At 72.7% G+C, this 16407-nt stretch carries 13 protein-coding genes; 7 read left to right on the top strand and 6 right to left on the bottom strand.

All coding sequences use genetic code 11. The features are described from left to right. Positions 1 to 27 precede the first annotated feature (27 nt). The gene (locus tag EOE66_RS20425; protein WP_128230602.1) at positions 28 to 2679 is read left to right on the top strand and encodes an ATP-binding protein; all 2652 of its coding nucleotides are present in this window, start codon (positions 28 to 30) and stop codon (positions 2677 to 2679) included. On the opposite strand, the gene EOE66_RS20420 is transcribed toward EOE66_RS20425, so the two are convergent. After that, the gene (locus EOE66_RS20420; RefSeq protein ID WP_128230601.1) at positions 2666 to 3319 is read right to left on the bottom strand and encodes a hypothetical protein; all 654 of its coding nucleotides are present in this window, start codon (positions 3317 to 3319) and stop codon (positions 2666 to 2668) included. The two genes, EOE66_RS20425 and EOE66_RS20420, sit on opposite strands and share 14 nt — an antisense overlap. Before the next feature lie 155 nt (positions 3320 to 3474). Here EOE66_RS20420 and EOE66_RS20415 point away from each other — a divergent pair, with 155 nt between their 5' ends. From EOE66_RS20415 to EOE66_RS20400, 4 genes are read left to right on the top strand one after another with little or no spacing between them, the layout of a single operon-like run. Then, the gene (locus tag EOE66_RS20415; protein ID WP_128230600.1) at positions 3475 to 4167 is read left to right on the top strand and encodes a GntR family transcriptional regulator; all 693 of its coding nucleotides are present in this window, start codon (positions 3475 to 3477) and stop codon (positions 4165 to 4167) included. Positions 4168 to 4201: 34 nt separating this feature from the next. Continuing rightward, positions 4202 to 5509 (top strand): malonyl-CoA decarboxylase domain-containing protein, encoded by a 1308-nt coding sequence (locus tag EOE66_RS20410; protein ID WP_128230599.1) that lies wholly within the window; start codon positions 4202 to 4204, stop codon positions 5507 to 5509. A 37-nt stretch (positions 5510 to 5546) separates the two neighbouring features. Next, entirely contained in the window at positions 5547 to 6533 is a 987-nt protein-coding gene (locus EOE66_RS20405; RefSeq protein ID WP_128230598.1) for a Bug family tripartite tricarboxylate transporter substrate binding protein, read from the top strand. 11 nt (positions 6534 to 6544) lie between these two features. Further along, a complete protein-coding gene (locus EOE66_RS20400; protein ID WP_128230597.1) occupies positions 6545 to 8086 on the top strand; it encodes a malonate--CoA ligase in 1542 nt (513 codons plus the stop codon). A 7-nt stretch (positions 8087 to 8093) separates the two neighbouring features. Here the strand turns inward: EOE66_RS20400 and EOE66_RS20395 are convergent, their stop codons facing one another. Further along, positions 8094 to 10772: a PAS domain-containing hybrid sensor histidine kinase/response regulator gene (locus tag EOE66_RS20395; RefSeq protein WP_128230596.1), complete on the bottom strand. Its 2679-nt coding sequence runs from the start codon at positions 10770 to 10772 to the stop codon at positions 8094 to 8096. Between the two features lie 172 nt (positions 10773 to 10944). Between EOE66_RS20395 and EOE66_RS20390 the strand changes: the two genes are divergently transcribed. Both EOE66_RS20390 and EOE66_RS20385 read left to right on the top strand, forming a co-directional pair. After that, positions 10945 to 11997 carry an NAD-dependent epimerase/dehydratase family protein gene (locus tag EOE66_RS20390; RefSeq protein WP_164885202.1) on the top strand — a complete coding sequence of 351 codons (1053 nt, stop codon included), beginning with the start codon at positions 10945 to 10947 and terminating at the stop codon, positions 11995 to 11997. Between the two features lie 141 nt (positions 11998 to 12138). Further along, complete coding sequence (locus EOE66_RS20385) at positions 12139 to 12354, top strand: hypothetical protein (RefSeq protein ID WP_128230594.1); 216 nt, start codon at positions 12139 to 12141, stop codon at positions 12352 to 12354. A 52-nt stretch (positions 12355 to 12406) separates the two neighbouring features. Here EOE66_RS20385 and EOE66_RS20380 read toward each other — a convergent pair whose 3' ends face one another. The 4 genes from EOE66_RS20380 to EOE66_RS20365 are packed head-to-tail and all read right to left on the bottom strand — an operon-like array spanning position 12407 to position 16405. Next, positions 12407 to 13669, bottom strand: coding sequence for an SLC13 family permease (locus EOE66_RS20380; protein ID WP_128230593.1), 1263 nt, complete (start codon positions 13667 to 13669; stop codon positions 12407 to 12409). 14 nt (positions 13670 to 13683) lie between these two features. After that, positions 13684 to 15096 carry a hypothetical protein gene (locus EOE66_RS20375; RefSeq protein ID WP_128230592.1) on the bottom strand — a complete coding sequence of 471 codons (1413 nt, stop codon included), beginning with the start codon at positions 15094 to 15096 and terminating at the stop codon, positions 13684 to 13686. Then, positions 15093 to 16001, bottom strand: a complete 909-nt coding sequence (locus EOE66_RS20370; protein ID WP_128230591.1) for an ABC transporter ATP-binding protein — start codon at positions 15999 to 16001, stop codon at positions 15093 to 15095. Before EOE66_RS20370 ends, EOE66_RS20375 begins: the two co-directional genes overlap by 4 nt. Beyond that, positions 16001 to 16405, bottom strand: a complete 405-nt coding sequence (locus EOE66_RS20365) for a GntR family transcriptional regulator (protein ID WP_205702777.1) — start codon at positions 16403 to 16405, stop codon at positions 16001 to 16003. Before EOE66_RS20365 ends, EOE66_RS20370 begins: the two co-directional genes overlap by 1 nt. Positions 16406 to 16407: the final 2 nt, after the last annotated feature.

Below are 16407 nucleotides of genomic sequence, written 5' to 3'. Positions count from 1 at the left end.
TGGGGCTCCGCTACAGTCCGCCCCGCCATGCCCCAGGACCTCACCCTGCTGTTCACAGACATCGAAGGCAGCACGGCCGTCAATGCACGGCTGGGCGACGCCGCGATGTCGGCGCTGTGGGCGCTGCACGACCGCGGCTCGCGCGATCTGCTGCAGGCCTGGCGTGGGCGTGAGGTCGACCGCAGCGACGGCCTTGTGGCGCTGTTCGACAGCCCCGCCGACGCCGCCGGCTTTGCCACGGCCTACCACCGCATGCTCGCGGCCCTGCCCGAGCCGCTGCGCGCCCGTGCCGGCCTGCACACCGGCCCGCTGGACGTGCGCCAGAACGCGCCCGAAGACGTGGCCCTGGGCGCCAAGCCGGTGGAGGCCTTCGGCATCGGCAAGGCCGTCGGCGCCCGGCTGATGGCCCTGGCGCGCGGCGGTCAGACCCTGGCCAGCAGCGCCGCGGCGGCGCAGTTGCAGACGGCCGGCTGGCAGACGCTGAGCCACGGCCATTGGCGCATGAAAGGCCTGCCCGAACCACTGGAAGTGCACGAGGTGGGCGACGACAGCGCCCCTTGGCTGCCGCCGCCCGACGCCGAGAAGTCCCAGCGTGTGGTGTGGCACCGTGGCCAGTGGATGGGCGGCGACCAGGTGCCGCACAACCTGCCGGCCGAACGCGACCGTTTCGTCGGCCGGCAGGCCGACCTGCGCGCGCTGGCGCTGCTGCTGGAGGGGCCGGCGCGGCTGGTCACGCTGCACGGCACCGGCGGCATGGGCAAGACGCGGCTGGCGCTGCGCCACGCCTGGGCCTGGCGCGGCAACTTCCCCGGCGGCGTGTGGTTCTGCGATCTGGCCCAGGCGCGCAACCTCGACAGCGTGCTGCAGGCCGTGGCCGTGGCGCTGGACGTGCCGCTGGGTGCCGACCCCGTGGCGCAGCTGGGCCGGGCCATCGCCGGGCGCGAGCGCTGCCTGCTCATCCTCGACAACTTCGAGCAGGTCACGCGCCACGCGCCCGAGACCGTGGGCCGCTGGCTCGACATGGCGCCCCAGGCGCACTTCGTGGCCACCTCGCGTGAGGTGCTGGGCCTGCGCGGCGAACACACCCTGGCGCTGGACGCACTGAGCACCGACGAGGCCGCCGAGCTCTTCCACGAACGTGCCCAGGCCGCCCTGGCCGGTTACCAGCGCGATGCCGAGTCCGACCGCGCCGTGCGCCAGCTGGTGGAACTGCTGGACGGGCTGCCGCTGGCCATCGAGCTGGCTGCGCCCCGGGTGCGGGTGATGGCGCCGGCGCAGCTGCTGGCGCGCATGGGCGACCGCTTCCGGCTGCTGGCGGTGCAGGGCAGCACCGGCCGGCAAGACCGCCAGGCCACGCTGCAGAACGCGCTGCAGTGGTCGTGGGAGTTGATGAGCGCGCCCGAGCGCCGCACGCTGGCGCAGCTGGCGGTCTTCGAAGGCGGTTTCGACTGGCCGGCGGCCGAGGCCGTGGTCAGCCTGGACGACCTGCCCGAAGCGCCCTGGCTCGTCGACCTGCTGCAGGCCCTGGGCGACAAGTCGCTGCTGCGGCGGCTGCCGGGCACACGCTTCGGGCTGCTGCGCGCGGTGCAGGCCTTTGCACTGACCCACCTGTCTGCCGACGAGCAGGCTGCCGTGCGCACGCGCCATGCGCGTTACTACGCCGCGCTGGACGAGCAGAACGCCATCGCCCGCGGCGGTGTGGAGCTCGACAACCTCGTGCAAGCCTGCCGCCATGCGGTGGCCTGCAAGGACGCGGCCACGGCGGCAGCCAGCCTGGGCCTGGTCTGGCTGGTGCTGCGCCTGACCGGGCCCTTGCGGGCAGCTGCAGACCTGGCGCAAGAAGTACGTGCCGGGCTCGCACTGCAGGGGCGCGAGGCCGCGGCGGTGGGCTGGGTGGAAGGGGTTGCGCTCGTGGGCAGCGGCCGCACGGCCGAAGCGCAGGCGGTCATCACGGCCTCGCTGGCCACCCACCCGGCGCCCGGCGGCGACCTGCTGGGCGGCCGGCTGCACGGTGCGCTGGGCGACATCCTCTCGGCCGCGGGCGACACGGCCACGGCCACCCTGCACCTGCAGACCGCGCTGGCGACCGGCTTGCGCCTGCAGAACACGGGTTTGCAGTGCCAGGCCCTCAACGAGCTGGGCGCGATGGCCATGAATGCCGGTGACCACCCGCTGGCGCAATCGCACTTCACACGCGCCCTGCGCATCGCCACCGAGGCAGAAGACCGCCGCTGGCTGGGCGGCCTGCAGGGCAACCTGGGGGCCCTGAACTACGCGGTGGGCCGGTTTGCCGAAGCCCGAGAGGCCTACGAGCAGGCCCTGCGCCTGGCGCGCGATACCGGCGACCGCCGCTGGGAAGCCAACCACCTCTGCAACCTGGGCCTGGTGTACCTGCGCCTGGAAGACACCGGGCTGGCCGAGCAGGCGATGCGCGAATCGCTGGCGCTGGCGCGCGACATCGGCCACGCACGCATCGTGCCGGCGGCGCTGTGCAACCTCGGCCATGTGCTGGCCGCGGCCGGCAAGGCGCACGAGGCGCGCAGCGCCTTGCTCGAAGCGCAGGCCCTCGCCCGGGAGGCGAACGACCAGCGCCTCTTCGAGGAATGCCAGGGCACGCTGGACACCCTGCCGCCGGAAACGGCGGTGGAGGGCAGCCCGCTGCAGTTCATTCGCGACTGATCACGATCGGATCCCAGGTCTTGCACGGCGTCCAGCTCTTGGCGCCCTGGGCCTGGTACTCGAGGTACACGTCGTAGGCCGAGATGCGCGGCGGCCAGTCGCGCACCACGCGCTCCATCTGCACGAGTTGCGGCTGCGCCTGCTGCGGCACCCAGATCGGCTGCATCGGGCTGGCCGGTGCCGAAGCCGAGGCCGCCACGTACATGAGGTTGTCGATGAGGTGCACGCCGAAACCGGGCGGCTCACCCGCGGCGGCCTCGCGGAAGCGGTAGTTGAAGTTGGCATCGCCGGCGGTGAGTTGCCAGCGCAGGGTGTTCGTGGTGCGGGGCACGGAAACCGCCGCGTTCATGACCACGGTGCAGGCGTCGCCGCTGCCGCCCGCCGGTGCGGTGGCCGTGAGGCCGATGACGCACACCCCGGGCTGCGTGGCGGGGCAGTCGGTGACGGTGACGGTGTCGCCCGGCTGCAGGCCGCCCAGGATGACCGGCGGCGGCTTGGCTTCGGCCGGTGCCGGGGCCTTCTCCGGGGCCGCCTCCGGGGCCTTCTGGCAAGCCGCCAGCAAGGCCGTGCACAGCACGACCCAGGCACCCAGCGCCTGACGGAACCTGGGCGAAGCAGACTGCGTTCGGCGGGTGGGCATGGGGTTCTCCTGGTGGGATGCTGAAGCCGCGGATTCTGCGGTCGGGTCGCGCCGCCGGCAGGGCTGCGGCGCGTGGCGCATCGACCGACGGGAGGACAGGCCAGCGGGTAAGCCCTGCCTTGTGATGCCGTAATTACAGACTTATGCTGCCCGCCATGGCCGAACCCATCCCTCTGCGCGGCACCTCCCTGCACGACGGCGTGGCCGCGCGCTTGCGCGCCATGGTCTTCGACGGCGAACTGCTGCCCGGCGCCTTCATCGACGAAAAGGCCCTGGCCGCGGCCTGGCAGGTGAGCCGCACGCCGCTGCGCGAGGCGCTGAAGGTGCTGGCCGCCGAGGGCCTGGTGGAACTGGTGCCGCACCGCGGCTGCCGCGTCATCGAGCTGACGGACGGCGACGCCGACGCGCTGTTCCCGGTGATGGCGCTGCTGGAAGGCCGCTGCGCCTTTGAGGCCGCCAGCAAGGCCACCGCCGACGAGCTGCGCACGCTGCAGCACCTTCACGAAGCCCTGGAGCGCCACGCCGCAGCCCACGACATCGGCGGCTACTACCAGGCCAACCACGCCTTCCACAGCTTCGTGCAGGGGCTGGCGGCCAACCGCTGGCTCGACCGCGTGACGAGCGACCTGCGCCGCTTCATGCGCCTCATGCGCGGGCGCCAGCTGGCGCTGCCGGGGCGCATCGAGGCCTCGATCAACGAGCACCGCGTGCTCATCGACGCCTTCCAGCAGCGCGACGCGGCGCGCGCCGAACGCGCGATGCACGACCACCTGATGGCGCAGCTGGTGGCCCTGAAGAAGCTGCGCAGCCGCCAGGCCCGCAGCGCCAGCGGCCGTCGCAGCCCCTGAACCAGCCCGCCCCAGCGCCCGCCCGGGAGACCCCATGCTCGAAGACATCCGCCACGCCGCCGCCCGCCAGCGCAAGGCCCGCGCCGTGCGCCGCATGACGCTGGACTGCAAGCGCCTCTTGTCCGAGAAGGGCGAACTCGGCGGCCAGGCCGTGGCGGTGGACCTCATCGACCGCCTGGAGACGCTGGACGACGAAGACCTCGACGGCTTCTTCGACTACCTGGCCAACGACCTGAGCCCCGACCCGCAGGCCGTGCTGCAGGCCGCGCAGGCCTACGCCGCGGCCCCCGGCGCGGCCACGCTGGCGCCGCTCACGCACCTGGCCGAACCACCGCGGCAGGAGCTCTTCCGCCGGCTGAACCGCATGCCCGGCGGCACCTCGGCCGTGCTGCGCCTGCGCCGGGCGCTGATGCGGCGGCTGCGTGCGCGGCCCGAGCTGGCCGCCATCGAGGCCGACCTGCTGCACCTGCTGACGAGCTGGTTCAACCCCGGCTTCCTGCGCATGAAACGCGTGGACTGGAACTCGCCGGCGCAGCTGCTGGAGAAGATCATCCTGCACGAGGCCGTGCACGCCATCGACGGCTGGGACGACCTGCGCCGCCGCCTGCAGCCCGACCGCCGCTGCTTCGCGTTTTTCCACCCGCAGCTGCCCGACGAGCCGCTGATCTTCGTGGAGGTGGCCTTGCTGCCCGAGATGCCGGCGTCCATCGCGCCGCTGATCGACAAGGCCAGCACGCCCCTGCCGCCCGACCGTTTCCGCGTGGCGGCCTTCTACAGCATCAGCAACTGCGAGCCCGGCCTGCGCGGCGTGAGCCTGGGCAACTTCCTCATCAAGACCGTGGCCACGCAGCTGCAGCGAGAGCTGCCGCGGCTGAAGACCTTCTGCACGCTATCGCCGATTCCGGGCTTCGCGGGCTGGCTGCTCGGCGAGCCCGACTTCGCCACGCTGCCCGGCGCCAGGAAGGCGGCCGTGGCCGAACTGGAGGCCGCGCGCACGCTGCTGCGCCAGCGCTGCGGCGGCGATCTCGGCGCGCTGCAGGGCGCGCACGTGCACGAGCAGCTGGGGGCCGAAGGCAACGCTGCCCTGCAGCTGCTGTGCGGCGCCTACCTCACGCTGCTGTCGCCGCACCCCGGCGGCGACGCGGTGGCGCGCTTCCACCTCGACAACGGCGCCCGCCTGGAGCGGCTGAACCCGCGCGGCAACCTCAGTGCCCACGGGCTGCGCCAGAGTTTCGGGATGATGGTCAACTACCTCTACGACCTCGGCAAGGTGGAAGCCAGCCACACCAAGTTCCGCCAGGGCGAGGTGGCGCGCTCGCGCGCCATCGCGACCCCAGGCTGAGAATCACCCTCACCAACACAAGACGGAGACAAACCCCATGACGCACTCTTTCCGACCCACGCGCCGTTCGGCGCTGATCGCCGGCGCCGCCACCTTGGCCGCCCCCTGGGTGCACGCCCAGAGTGGCTGGCCCAGCAAGCCGGTCAACGTGATCGTGCCCTTCCCGCCCGGCGGCGGCACCGACGCCTTCGCGCGGCCGCTCTTCGCGATGATGAGCAAGAACACGGGCAAGCAATTCGTCATCGACAACAAGGGCGGCGCCGGCGGCACGCTGGGCGCCACCCTGGCGGCCAAGGCCGCGCCCGACGGCTACAACTTCTTCATGGGCGCCGTGCACCACGCCATCGCGCCCAGCATGTACCCGAAGCTCGACTACAACATCGAGACCGACTTCATCCCCGTGGGCCTGGTCTCCAGCGTGCCGCAGGTCATCGTCGTGAACCCGCAGAAGGTGCAGGCCACCAACCTGAAGGATCTGCTGGCCTTCATCCGCAGCAACCCCGGCCGGCTGAACTACGGCAGCGCCGGCAATGGCACCAGCCACCACCTGGCCGGCGAGCTCTTCAAGCTGCAGACCAAGACCTTCATCACCCACATTCCCTACCGCGGCGCGGGCCCGGCGCTGCAAGACCTCATCGCCGGGCAGGTGGACCTGATGTTCGACGGCCTGGGCAGCAGCGCCGCGCACATCAAGGGCGGCCGTCTGCGCGCCATCGCCGTGGCGGCCGACAAGCGCGCCCCGGGCTTCCCCGACGTGCCCACCGCCGCCGAAGCCGGCACGCCGGGCTACGCCGTGGCCACCTGGTACGGCATCTGGGCGCCCAAGGGCACGCCCAAGGAGCTGGTGGCCAGCATGCAGGCCGAGATGCGCAAGGCGCTCAACGGTGACGAACTGAAGGCGCAGTGGACCGGCCTGGGCACCGAAACGCCCAACCTCTGGGGCGACGACTTCGGCAAGTTCGTCGGCAGCGAGGTCAAGCGCTGGGCCCAGGTGGTGAAGAGCTCCGGGGCCAAGCTCGACTGACTGCCCTGAACATGCGCGCAGAAAACCACAACCTGTTCGCCGCGCTGCGCGCGGCCTTCCCGGCCGATCTCGACGCCACGGCCATCGAGACGGCCGACACGGCCACGCCGCTCTTCTACACCTGGCGCGATCTGGAGCGTGGCACGGCCATGCTGGCCAACCTGATCGACAGCCTGGCGCTGCCGCCGGCCTCGCGCATCGCGGTGCAGACGGAGAAGAGCGTCGAAGCGCTGATGCTCTACCTGGCCGTGCTGCGCGCCGGGCACGTGTTCCTGCCGCTGAACACGGCCTACCAGGCCAGCGAGATCGAGTACTTCATCGGCAACGCCGAGCCGGCGGTGGTGGTGTGCGCGGGAAAGAACTTCGGCTGGGTCAGCAAGATCGCCTTCGTGGCCGGCACGAAACACGTCTACACGCTCAACGACGACCGCACCGGCACCCTGCTCGACCGCGCGGCCTTCCACAGCGACCGGCACACGCCGGCCGTGCGCGCGGCCGACGACCTGGCCGCCATCCTCTACACCAGCGGCACCACCGGGCGCAGCAAAGGCGCCATGCTCACGCACGGCAACCTGCTGAGCAACGCGCAGGTGCTGCACCAGGCCTGGGGCTGGCAACAGAGCGACGTGCTGATCCACGCGCTGCCCATCTTCCACGTGCACGGCCTCTTCGTGGCCAGCCACGGCGCGCTGCTGGCCGGCGCGAAGATGGTGTGGTTCAGCCGCTTCGACCCGCGTGCCACGGCCGCGCGCCTGCCGCAGGCCACCGTGTTCATGGGCGTGCCCACGCTCTACGTACGCTTGCTGGGCGAGGCCGGCCTCACGCCAGAGGCCTGCAAAGGCATGCGCCTGTTCGTGAGCGGATCGGCGCCGCTGCTGCTGGAGACCTTCCGAAGCTGGCAGGAGCGCACCGGCCACAGCATCCTCGAGCGCTACGGCATGAGCGAAACCGTGATGCTCACCAGCAACCCCTACCGCCCCGAGAGCGCCCGCCGCGGTGGCACCGTGGGCCGCCCGCTGCCCGGCGTGGGCGTGCGCGTGCATGACGACCAGGGCCAGCCCCTGCCCGCCTGCGAGATCGGCGGCATCGAGGTGCGCGGGCCCAACGTCTTCAAGGGCTACTGGCGCATGCCCGAGAAGACGAAGGAAGAGTTCACCGCCGACGGCTGGTTCAAGACCGGCGACGTGGGCAAGATCGACGCCGAGGGTTACGTCACCATCGTCGGCCGCAGCAAGGACCTGATCATCAGCGGCGGCTACAACGTCTACCCGGCGGAGATCGAGGGCTACGTGAACGACATGCCCGGCGTGGCCGAGAGCGCGGTGATCGGCGTGCCCCACCCCGATTTCGGCGAGGCCGTGGTGGCCGTGGTGGTGGCCAAGCCCGGCGCCACGCTCGAAGGCGGGGCCATCAGCGCCGCGCTGAAGCAGCAGATCGCCAACTTCAAGGTGCCCAAGCAGGTGTACGTGGTGGCCGAGCTGCCGCGCAACACCATGGGCAAGGTGCAGAAGAACCTGCTGCGCGAGCAGCACAAGGGCTTGTTCGCGCGCTGAGGGCGGCTCAGCGCGCGAGCAGCGCGCTCAGCTGCGCCGGCAGGTGGCGCACGTCCAGCGGCTTGGGCCAGTGCGCGATGAAGCCGCGGGCCAGCGCGGCCTCGCGGTCGGCGGGCATGGCGTCGGCGGTGGCCATCACCGCCGGCACCGCTTCCAGCCCTGGCAAGGTGCGCAGGCGCGCCAGCAGCTCGTGGCCTTTCGCATCGGGCAGGTGGCCGTCGATCACCAGCAGTTCGGGCTGCCACTGCGCCGCGACCGCCAGGGCCATCTCGCCATTGCCGGCCACGCGCAACGCCAGGCCGGTGTGCGCGCGCAAGGCCTCGCCGAAGAGCAGCGCGCTCAGCGGGTCGTCTTCCACCAGCAGCACACGCCGCGGCGCCGTGTCAGCCAGCGCGGCCACCGCCGCAGGCGCGCCCGCCGGGGCTGCCGCCTGCGCAGGCAGGGTGCCCAGCCCTGGGGCCGCTGCGGCCGGCAGCCACAGCTGCACCTTGGTGCCCTGGGCCGGCTGGCTCTGCACGGTGATGCGCCCGCCCTGGGCCTCGACCAGCCTGAGCGCGATCACCAGGCCCAGCCCGGTGCCTTCGATGCCCGTGCGTTCCCGGCCCAGGCGCTCGAAGGGCTGGAACAGGCGGGCCAGCTGCAGCGCGCTCATGCCCATGCCGTCGTCGTGCAGGTGCAGCTCGTGGCCGGCCACACGGCCCTGCAGGGCCTCGGCCAGCAGCCAGCGCACGCCGCCGCCCGGCCGGTTGTACTTGATCGCGTTGGAGCCCAGGTTCAGCAGCACCTGCCGCAGGCGCTGCGGATCGGCCAGCACCCAGGCCGGGCCGCCGGGGGGCGGGCCGAGCTGCACCTGGCGGCTCTGCGCCAGCGGCTGCAGCATCGCCACCACTTCGGCCACCAGGGCCGTCAGCTCGACGGGCTGGCATTGCAGCGCCATCAGGCCCTGCTCGATCTGCTGCACGTCGAGCACGTCGTTGATGAGGTCCTGCAGGTGCATGCCGGCCACCAGCATGTGCTGGAGGTAGTCGTCCCGGTAGCGGCCCTGCTGCTGCAGCAGGCGCGCAAAACCCAGCAGCGCGTTCAGCGGCGTGCGCATTTCATGGCTCACGCGCGAGAGGAACTCGCTCTTGCTGCGGCTGGCCAGCTCGATGGCGCGCAGCTCGCGCGCAGCGGCCTCGGCCTCGCGCTCGTGCGAGATGTCGCTGTGCGTGCCCACGATGCGCAGCGCCCGCCCGTTGGCGTCACGCAGCACGGCCTTGCCGCGGTCGCGCACCCAGACGTAGTGCCCGTCGGCATGGCGCACGCGGTTCACGGCCTCGTAGAGCTCGCTGCGGCCTTCCACGTGGGCATGCAGCGCGGCGATGACCTGGGGTCGGTCGTCGGGGTGCATGAGTGACAGACGGCTGCGCCAGTCGGCGCCCAGCTGCGCCTGCGTGAGGCCGAGCATCTGCGCCGAACGTTCGCTGAAGTAGGTGCGGTCGGTGGCGGCGTCCCAGTCCCAGACGCCATCGCCCGCGCCTTCGAGCGCGAAGCGCCAGCGCAGTTCGGCATCCACCAGGGCCTGCTCGGCGCGCTTGCGCTCGGTGATGTCGAGGGACAGGTGCACCACGCTGCCATCGGCCAGGCGGCGGTCGACCACCAGCGCCCAGCCCTCGCGCCAGCGCAGCTCCTGCGCCACGGGGGCCTCGCTCACCAGGCCCAGCCGCCACGCCAGGAAGGCCTGCTCACGGCCGAGCGCGTCCGGGTAGTGACCCTGCGCCACGTGATGCGCCACTGTCTCGGCCCAGGTGTTGCAACCGGCCGGCAGCGTGGCGTCCATGTTGTCGCGCCAGGCGGCGTTGGCCAGCAGAACGCGGCCTTCGGCGTCGCTGATCATCACGCGGGCCGGCAGGCCGGCCAGGGTCTGCTCCAGCAGTTCGCGCGAACGGTTGGCCTCGCGGCGTATCGCGAGTTCTTCCGTCACCTCGCGGTTGGCACCGCGGTAGCCGCAGAAACGCCCGGCTTCGTCGAAGTGCGGGTTGCCGCTGATCGACACCGTGAGACGGCCGCGCGGCACGTCGCGGTCGACCAGCAGGTCGCGGAAGGGCTCGCGCGCGGCGCGCTTTTGCTGGTAGCGCGTCCAGCTCTCGCGGTGCTCGTCGCTGCGCGGCGTGTAGACCTGGCTCACCAGCCGGCCCAACTCGGCGCGCGTGGGTTCGCCAGTCAGCGGGTGCAGGGGCTCGCTGATCCACACGATGTGGCCCTCAGCGTCGGTTTCCCAGAGCCAGTCAGACGCGACGCGGCCGGCATCGCCGCGGCGCACGGCCTCCTGACGCCAGGCTTCGGCGCGGGCGTGGGCGTCGATCAGGGCCTGCGCCACCTGTGCCGCGAGGGCCAGCTGCGGGCCGCCGGGCTGCAGCACCCCGGTGGCCCGCAGGCCGAGGGGTTCGCTCCAGGGCTCGCGGCCCAGGCTGGTGGGCGGGGCGCCGGGGTCGGCGGGCTGCAGGCGCAGCAGCCACGGCGCGCTGCCGAAGGGCTGGCTGTTGTCGGGATGGCCGTCACCGGGCAGGAGCGCGCCGTCAGGCAGGCCGAGCGCAGCGATCACGGCACCCGGTTCGCCTTCGGCGAAGCCGGTGCCCTGCCACCACACGGCGTTCGCGCCGCAGGCGTCGCGCAGGGCCGGCAGCAGCGCTGCCAGCGCGGCCACTGCAGACGCTGGCAGGCGGCCTGGAGCCTGCCCGGGCCGGGCGGCGGCGCCCTCTGCTGCTGATCCGACTGCACCCATCGAAGAAAGACACCGGCTCGTGGCCCGACTGCTGGCGCAGGATGCGACAAATGATAGAACCCGGGCCCCAGGCCGAATGCCACGGAGATACCCCATGAACCTGCTCATCCTCGGCGGCACCCGCTTCCTGGGCCGCCACTTGGCAGAACTGGCGCTGCAGGCCGGTCACGAGGTCACGCTGCTGCACCGCGGCCGCAGCAACGCGCAGCTCTTTCCCGAGGCCGAGCACCGCATCGCCGACCGTGACGATGCCGCGGCCTTCGCGGCCGCCTTGGGCCGCGTGAGCGAAGGCGGCACCTGGGACGCCGCCATCGACACCAGCGCCTACTTCCCGCGCCAGGTGGCGCAGGCCGCGGCGCTGCTGGCCGACCGCGTGGGGCAGTACCAGCTGATCTCCAGCATCAGCGTCTATGCCAGCTTCGACGGCCTGGCCACCGACGAGAGCGCGCCGCGGCTCACCTTGCCCGGCGCCGAGCAGGCGCAGGCCGTCACGGGCGCGAACTACGGCGCGCTGAAGGCCTTGTGCGAAGACGCGGCGCTGGAAGGTTTCGGCGAGCGGGCGCTCATCGCCCGCCCGGGGCTGCTGGTGGGCCCGTGGGACCCCACCGGCCGATTCACCTGGTGGGCCGAGCGCCTGGCGCGTGCGGCCACCGAGCCCGACACCGAGATGCTGGCCCCCGGCGACCCGCTGGGCCCGGTGCAGTGCATCGACGCGCGCGACGCCGCGCTGTGGCTGCTGCACCAGGCCGAGGCCTGTACCGGCGGCGCCTGCAACCTCACCGGGCCCGAAGAGCCCCTGACCATGGCCGGTTTCCTGGCGGCTGGGCAGGCTGCGCTGGCGCCGCAGGCGCGCCTGCAATGGGTGGACGAAGACTTCGTGCTTGCGCAGGGCGTGGCGCCCTGGAGCGACCTGCCCGTGTGGCTGCCCGCCGTCAGCAGCGGCGTGCACCGCGCCGACATCGGCCGCGCCCTGGCCACGGGGCTGCAGTGCCGGCCGCTGGCACAGACCTTTGCCGACACCGCGGCCTGGGCCGCGCAGCACGGCGGCGGGCCGCAGCCCATCGCCGGCGGCCCGCCGCGCCCTGCCGTGGGCCTGGCGCCAGCGCGCGAGGCCGCGCTGCTGCGGGCCTGGCACGCGCGCGGCTGACACCGTTCATCGCCGGCATCTGCCGCTCGGCGCACGCCGCCTGCGACCTGTCGCAAGCGCGTGGCCGCGCGCCGGGGCGCTGCCTACAGTGCACCCATCGACACACCCGTCGGTGCCCGCCACAGCGCAAAGGAGCCCTTCATGAACACCGCCCGTCACACCACCAGCACTCCGCTCACTTTCGGCGTCAGCCGTCGCGAAATCGGCCACCGCGCCGCCTCGCTGGGCCTGGCCGCCGTGATGACGCTGGTGCTCATGGGCAGCATCGACAGCCTGGCCGTGGCGCCCGCGCCCAACAGCCTGCTGGCCCAGCAAGGCCCGGTGCTGCTGGCCGCCGCGCCGGCACCGCGCGCCTGAGCGCCCGGCTGTTCTCCCTTGCGACACGGGGCCCCGCGGTGCGGGGCCTTTTTCATGGGCGCAACGACAACCAGCCCATCGCCAGTGCCAGGCTCATCAGCGTCACCGGCAGACCGATGCGCAGGTGCTGCCGCCAGCCGATGGCGATGCCTTGCTGCTTCGCCAGATCGGCCACGATGAGGTTGGCGATGCTGCCCACCAGCAGCAGGTTGCCGGCGAAGGTGCTCACCAGCGCCAGCATCACGCCGGCCTGCTCACCCTGCAGGTGCGGCAGCAGCAGCATCACCGCGGGCACGTTGCTCACCAGGTTGGACAAGAGCACCCCCACCACCAGGAGCGGCCCGGGCTCGTGCAGATGCACACCCTGCGCCGCCAGGGCCTGCACCGCCTGCGCAGCCAGCCCCGTGCCTTCGAAGGCGTGGTTGACGATGAACAGGCCGATGAAGAGCAGCAGCAGCGGCCAGTCGATGAAGCCCAGCACCCGCGCCGAATGCAGGCGCCGGCTGAGCAGCAGCACCCCGGCCCCGACCAGCGCGCACACCTCGCGCGGCCAGTCGGTGACGAGAAAGATCAGCACCAACGCGCCGGCCACGAGCAGGCCCTTGGCGGTCTGGACGGTGTCGTAGGCCGGCTCATCGTCCACAGGCACCACCTCGGGCACGCCTGGGCCACCGCCCGCGCTGCGGCCCGGGCCTCCGGGGCGATACGCCAGCCACAGCCACAGCAGCAGCAGCGCGCCGGCCACGGGTGGCAGCGCGGCACGCACGTAGTCGGCGAAGTGCAGTTGCAGCACCGAGCCGATCAGCATGTTCTGCGGGTTGCCGATGAGCGTGGCCGCCGAGCCGATGTTGGCCGCGCAGGCCAGGCCCACGAGGAAGGGCACGGGGTCGGCGCGGCGCTGCAGGCACAGGCGCGCCACCACGGGTGTCATGGCCAGGCAGACCACGTCGTTGCTGAACACCGCCGAGAGCACGCCGGCCACGGCGATCAGCGCGCCGAGCAGGCCGGCCTCGCTCAGCGGCAGCGCCCCCACACGCCGCGTGACGGCGCCGTAGAAGCCGCCCAGGCGCAACTGCGCCGACACCACCATGAAGGCAAAGAGCAGCACAAGCGTGGGCAGGTCCACGCTGCGGGCAGCCTCTTCCACGCTCCAGCCCGCGAGCGCGATGGCGGCAATGGCGCCCAGCAGTGCCACGCCGGTGCGGTCGAGCTTCAGCCGCGGCAGGCCGCCGAGGAACATGCCGAGGTAGACCACCGCGAACACCGCGGCGATGCCCCAGGCTTGCAGTTCGGGGCTCAGGGACGCGGCGACCATGGCGCGCCTCCGCGTCAGCCGGCGCGGCCCGCGGGCAAGGGCAGCGGCGGACGCCGGTCACGCCGCACACACAGTTCCGCCCCCACGGCCACGGCCAGTGCGGCGCCCAGGCTCCAGGCGGCCGTGAGGCCCAGGTGCACCGCGCCCACGCCGGCCAGGCCGGCCAGCGCGGGCCAGGGGCCGAAGACCCAGGGGCTGGGCTTGGCCTGCAGCCGCCGGGCGCGCCACTGCGCCAACCAGGGCAAGGGCAGGCAGAGCAGCGCCACGAAGAGCACGAAGTCGCGGCTCGCGGCGCCACCCTGGTGGGTGAGGGCCAGCGCCAGTGCCGTGAGGCCGGCCCAGAGCAGCACGGCCTGGGCGCGCCAGCGCTGCTCCAGCCCGGCCATGCCCGGGCCGCGCGGGCAGCCCGGCAGCAGCAGCATCAAGGCCTGCTCGCGGCGGCGCGCCCACAGGCGTTCGAGCCGGCCGTTCAAGACCCCGGCCAGCATCGAGAACAGCCCGATGCAGATGCCCAGGCGCCCCGGCTCGGCCAGCATCGACCACGACACCTGCCGCGCCCAGAGCATCAAGCCCAGCACGGCAAAGATGCACACGCCCAGCCACAGCAAGGCAGGCATGGCGCCGCCCGTGCCGAGGGCCACCCCCAGCCGCGTGCCCATCGGCAGCCGCGGGCCTGCCGCAATGACCCGGCGGCGCCACACGCGCTGCGGCCAGTCGAAGCAGCGCGTGACGGCGCGGCCCAGCCGGCCCTGGTCCACCGCGGCCACGGTTTCGCCGCGCGACAGCGCGTCGATGGAGCGCTGCAGGCGGCGGTGGCGCCCGTCGAACCACAAGTGCCAGGCCCCGCCCTGGCCGGCGCAGGCGGCCAGCAGCAGCACCAGGCTGCCCAGCCCCAGCAGCTGCGCGCCCCAGGGCAGGCCGGCGAGCTGCTGCGTCCAGCGCGGCAGCTCGCCCAGCAGCGGCGAGAGCAGGCCGAAGGCGATCCAGCCCAGCGGCTCGCGCACCAGCCAGGCCAGCATCACCACCACCATCAGGCACAGCCACAGCCAGCGCAGCTGCGGGCTGCTGCCCAGGCTGATCAGCAGCACGGCCACGGCGGTGAATGCCAGCCCTTGCACCAGCAGGCTGAGTTGCAAGGCCTGCGCATGGCCGGGCACCAGCCGGGCCAGCACATGGCGGTTCTGCCGCAGCAGGCCGTCGACCTGCAGGTGCCACAAGATCACCAGCAGCACCAGCCCGCCCATCATCAGCACGCCGCCAGCCTTCAGGCGCAAGGCGGTGCTCAAGGCCAAGGCCACGCCCACCGCCAGCACCGGCACCAGCGACAGCGACAGCCAGCTGCGCCGGTTGCGCCGCGCCTGCCAGGGCTGGCGCAGCAGCGAGGCGTGCAGCGCCCAGGGGTTCAGGCGCGGGGCGGCGGCGCTCACGTCAACACCTCGAACAGGTCTTCCAGGCTGGCGCGCTGGGCCACCAGGCCGGCGGGCAGCGCGGCGCCCTCCGCCCGGCGCACCAGCCAGCGGCCGGGCTGGCGGGCCAGCACGTCGGCAGCCGGCAGCAGCGCCAGCTGCGCTTCGGCGCCCACCACGATCTGGCTCGTCTCCAGCAATTCGTCCAGCGCCGCCTGCAGCACGATGCGGCCTTCGCGCAGGAAGGCGACATTGAAGGCCACGCGCTCCAGGTCCGACAGGATGTGCGTGCTGAAGACCACCGTGGTGCCGCGGTCGAGCACCTGTTCCACCAGCTCACGCAGGAAGTCGCGGCGCACCAGCGGGTCGAGGCTGGCCACGGGTTCGTCCAGCACCAGCAGATCGGGCTCGTGCGCCAGCGCGCGGATGATGGACAGGCGCTGCTGCTGGCCGCCGCTCATGCGGGCGATGTCCAGGTCCAGCGGCACCTCCCAGCGCCGCAGCAGCTGCGCCACCTTCTCGCCGTTCCAGCGCGGGTAGAAGCCGCGGAAGTAGTCGAGCAGCTGCGGCGCGCGCAGCTCGCCGAAGAGGTCGTTGCTCTGCGGCACGTAGCCGATGCGTGCGCGCACCGCGTCGCTGGGCTTCGATGCCGGCTCGCCGAAAAGCTGCACGCTGCCGCCCTGCGCATCGCGCAGGCCCAGCAGGGCTTCCAGCAGCGTGGTCTTGCCGGCGCCGTTGCGGCCCAGCAGGCCCACCACCTGGCCGGGCTGCAGCGTCCAATCCAGGCCCTGCAGCACCGGCTGGCCGCGGTAGGCCACGCGCAGGCCGTTGATCTGCACGCTGGCGGGTGCGGCAGGCAGCGTGGCGGTCTGCAGCAGCAGCCCGGTGGGGGCCGCGCCGGCGGAAGACGAGGGGCTCAGGTTCATCAGAGGGCTCCGGTGTCAGGGGCGTCGAGCAGACGCTCGAAGAGGCGCAGGGCCTGGGCTTTCGGGATGTCGAGTTCACGCGCTTCGGCGGCGGCGCGCGCCAGCGCGGGGCGCAGGCTTTCCAGCCGGTCGCGCGCGGCGGCGGGCCGGGCGTGGCCGGCGGCAATCACCATGGGCAGGCCGCGCCGGCGCTCCAGCAGGCCTTCCAGCTCCAGCAGGCTGTAGGCCTTGGAGATGGTCATCGGGTGCACGGCCAGCTGCAGCGCCAGGTCACGCACCGAAGGCAGCTCCTGCCCCGCCACCCACTGCCCCGCGGCCACCCGGCGGCGCAGCTGGTCCATCAGTTGGCGGTAGATGGGCTCGGCGGAGCCGGTGTTGATCTGGAACAGGATCGGGGTGTCCATGT

The sequence above is a fragment of the Rubrivivax rivuli genome, assembly GCF_004016505.1.
Classification (GTDB): Bacteria; Pseudomonadota; Gammaproteobacteria; order Burkholderiales; family Burkholderiaceae_C; genus Rubrivivax; species Rubrivivax rivuli.
This window is presented reverse-complemented; position numbering and strand designations above follow the sequence as displayed.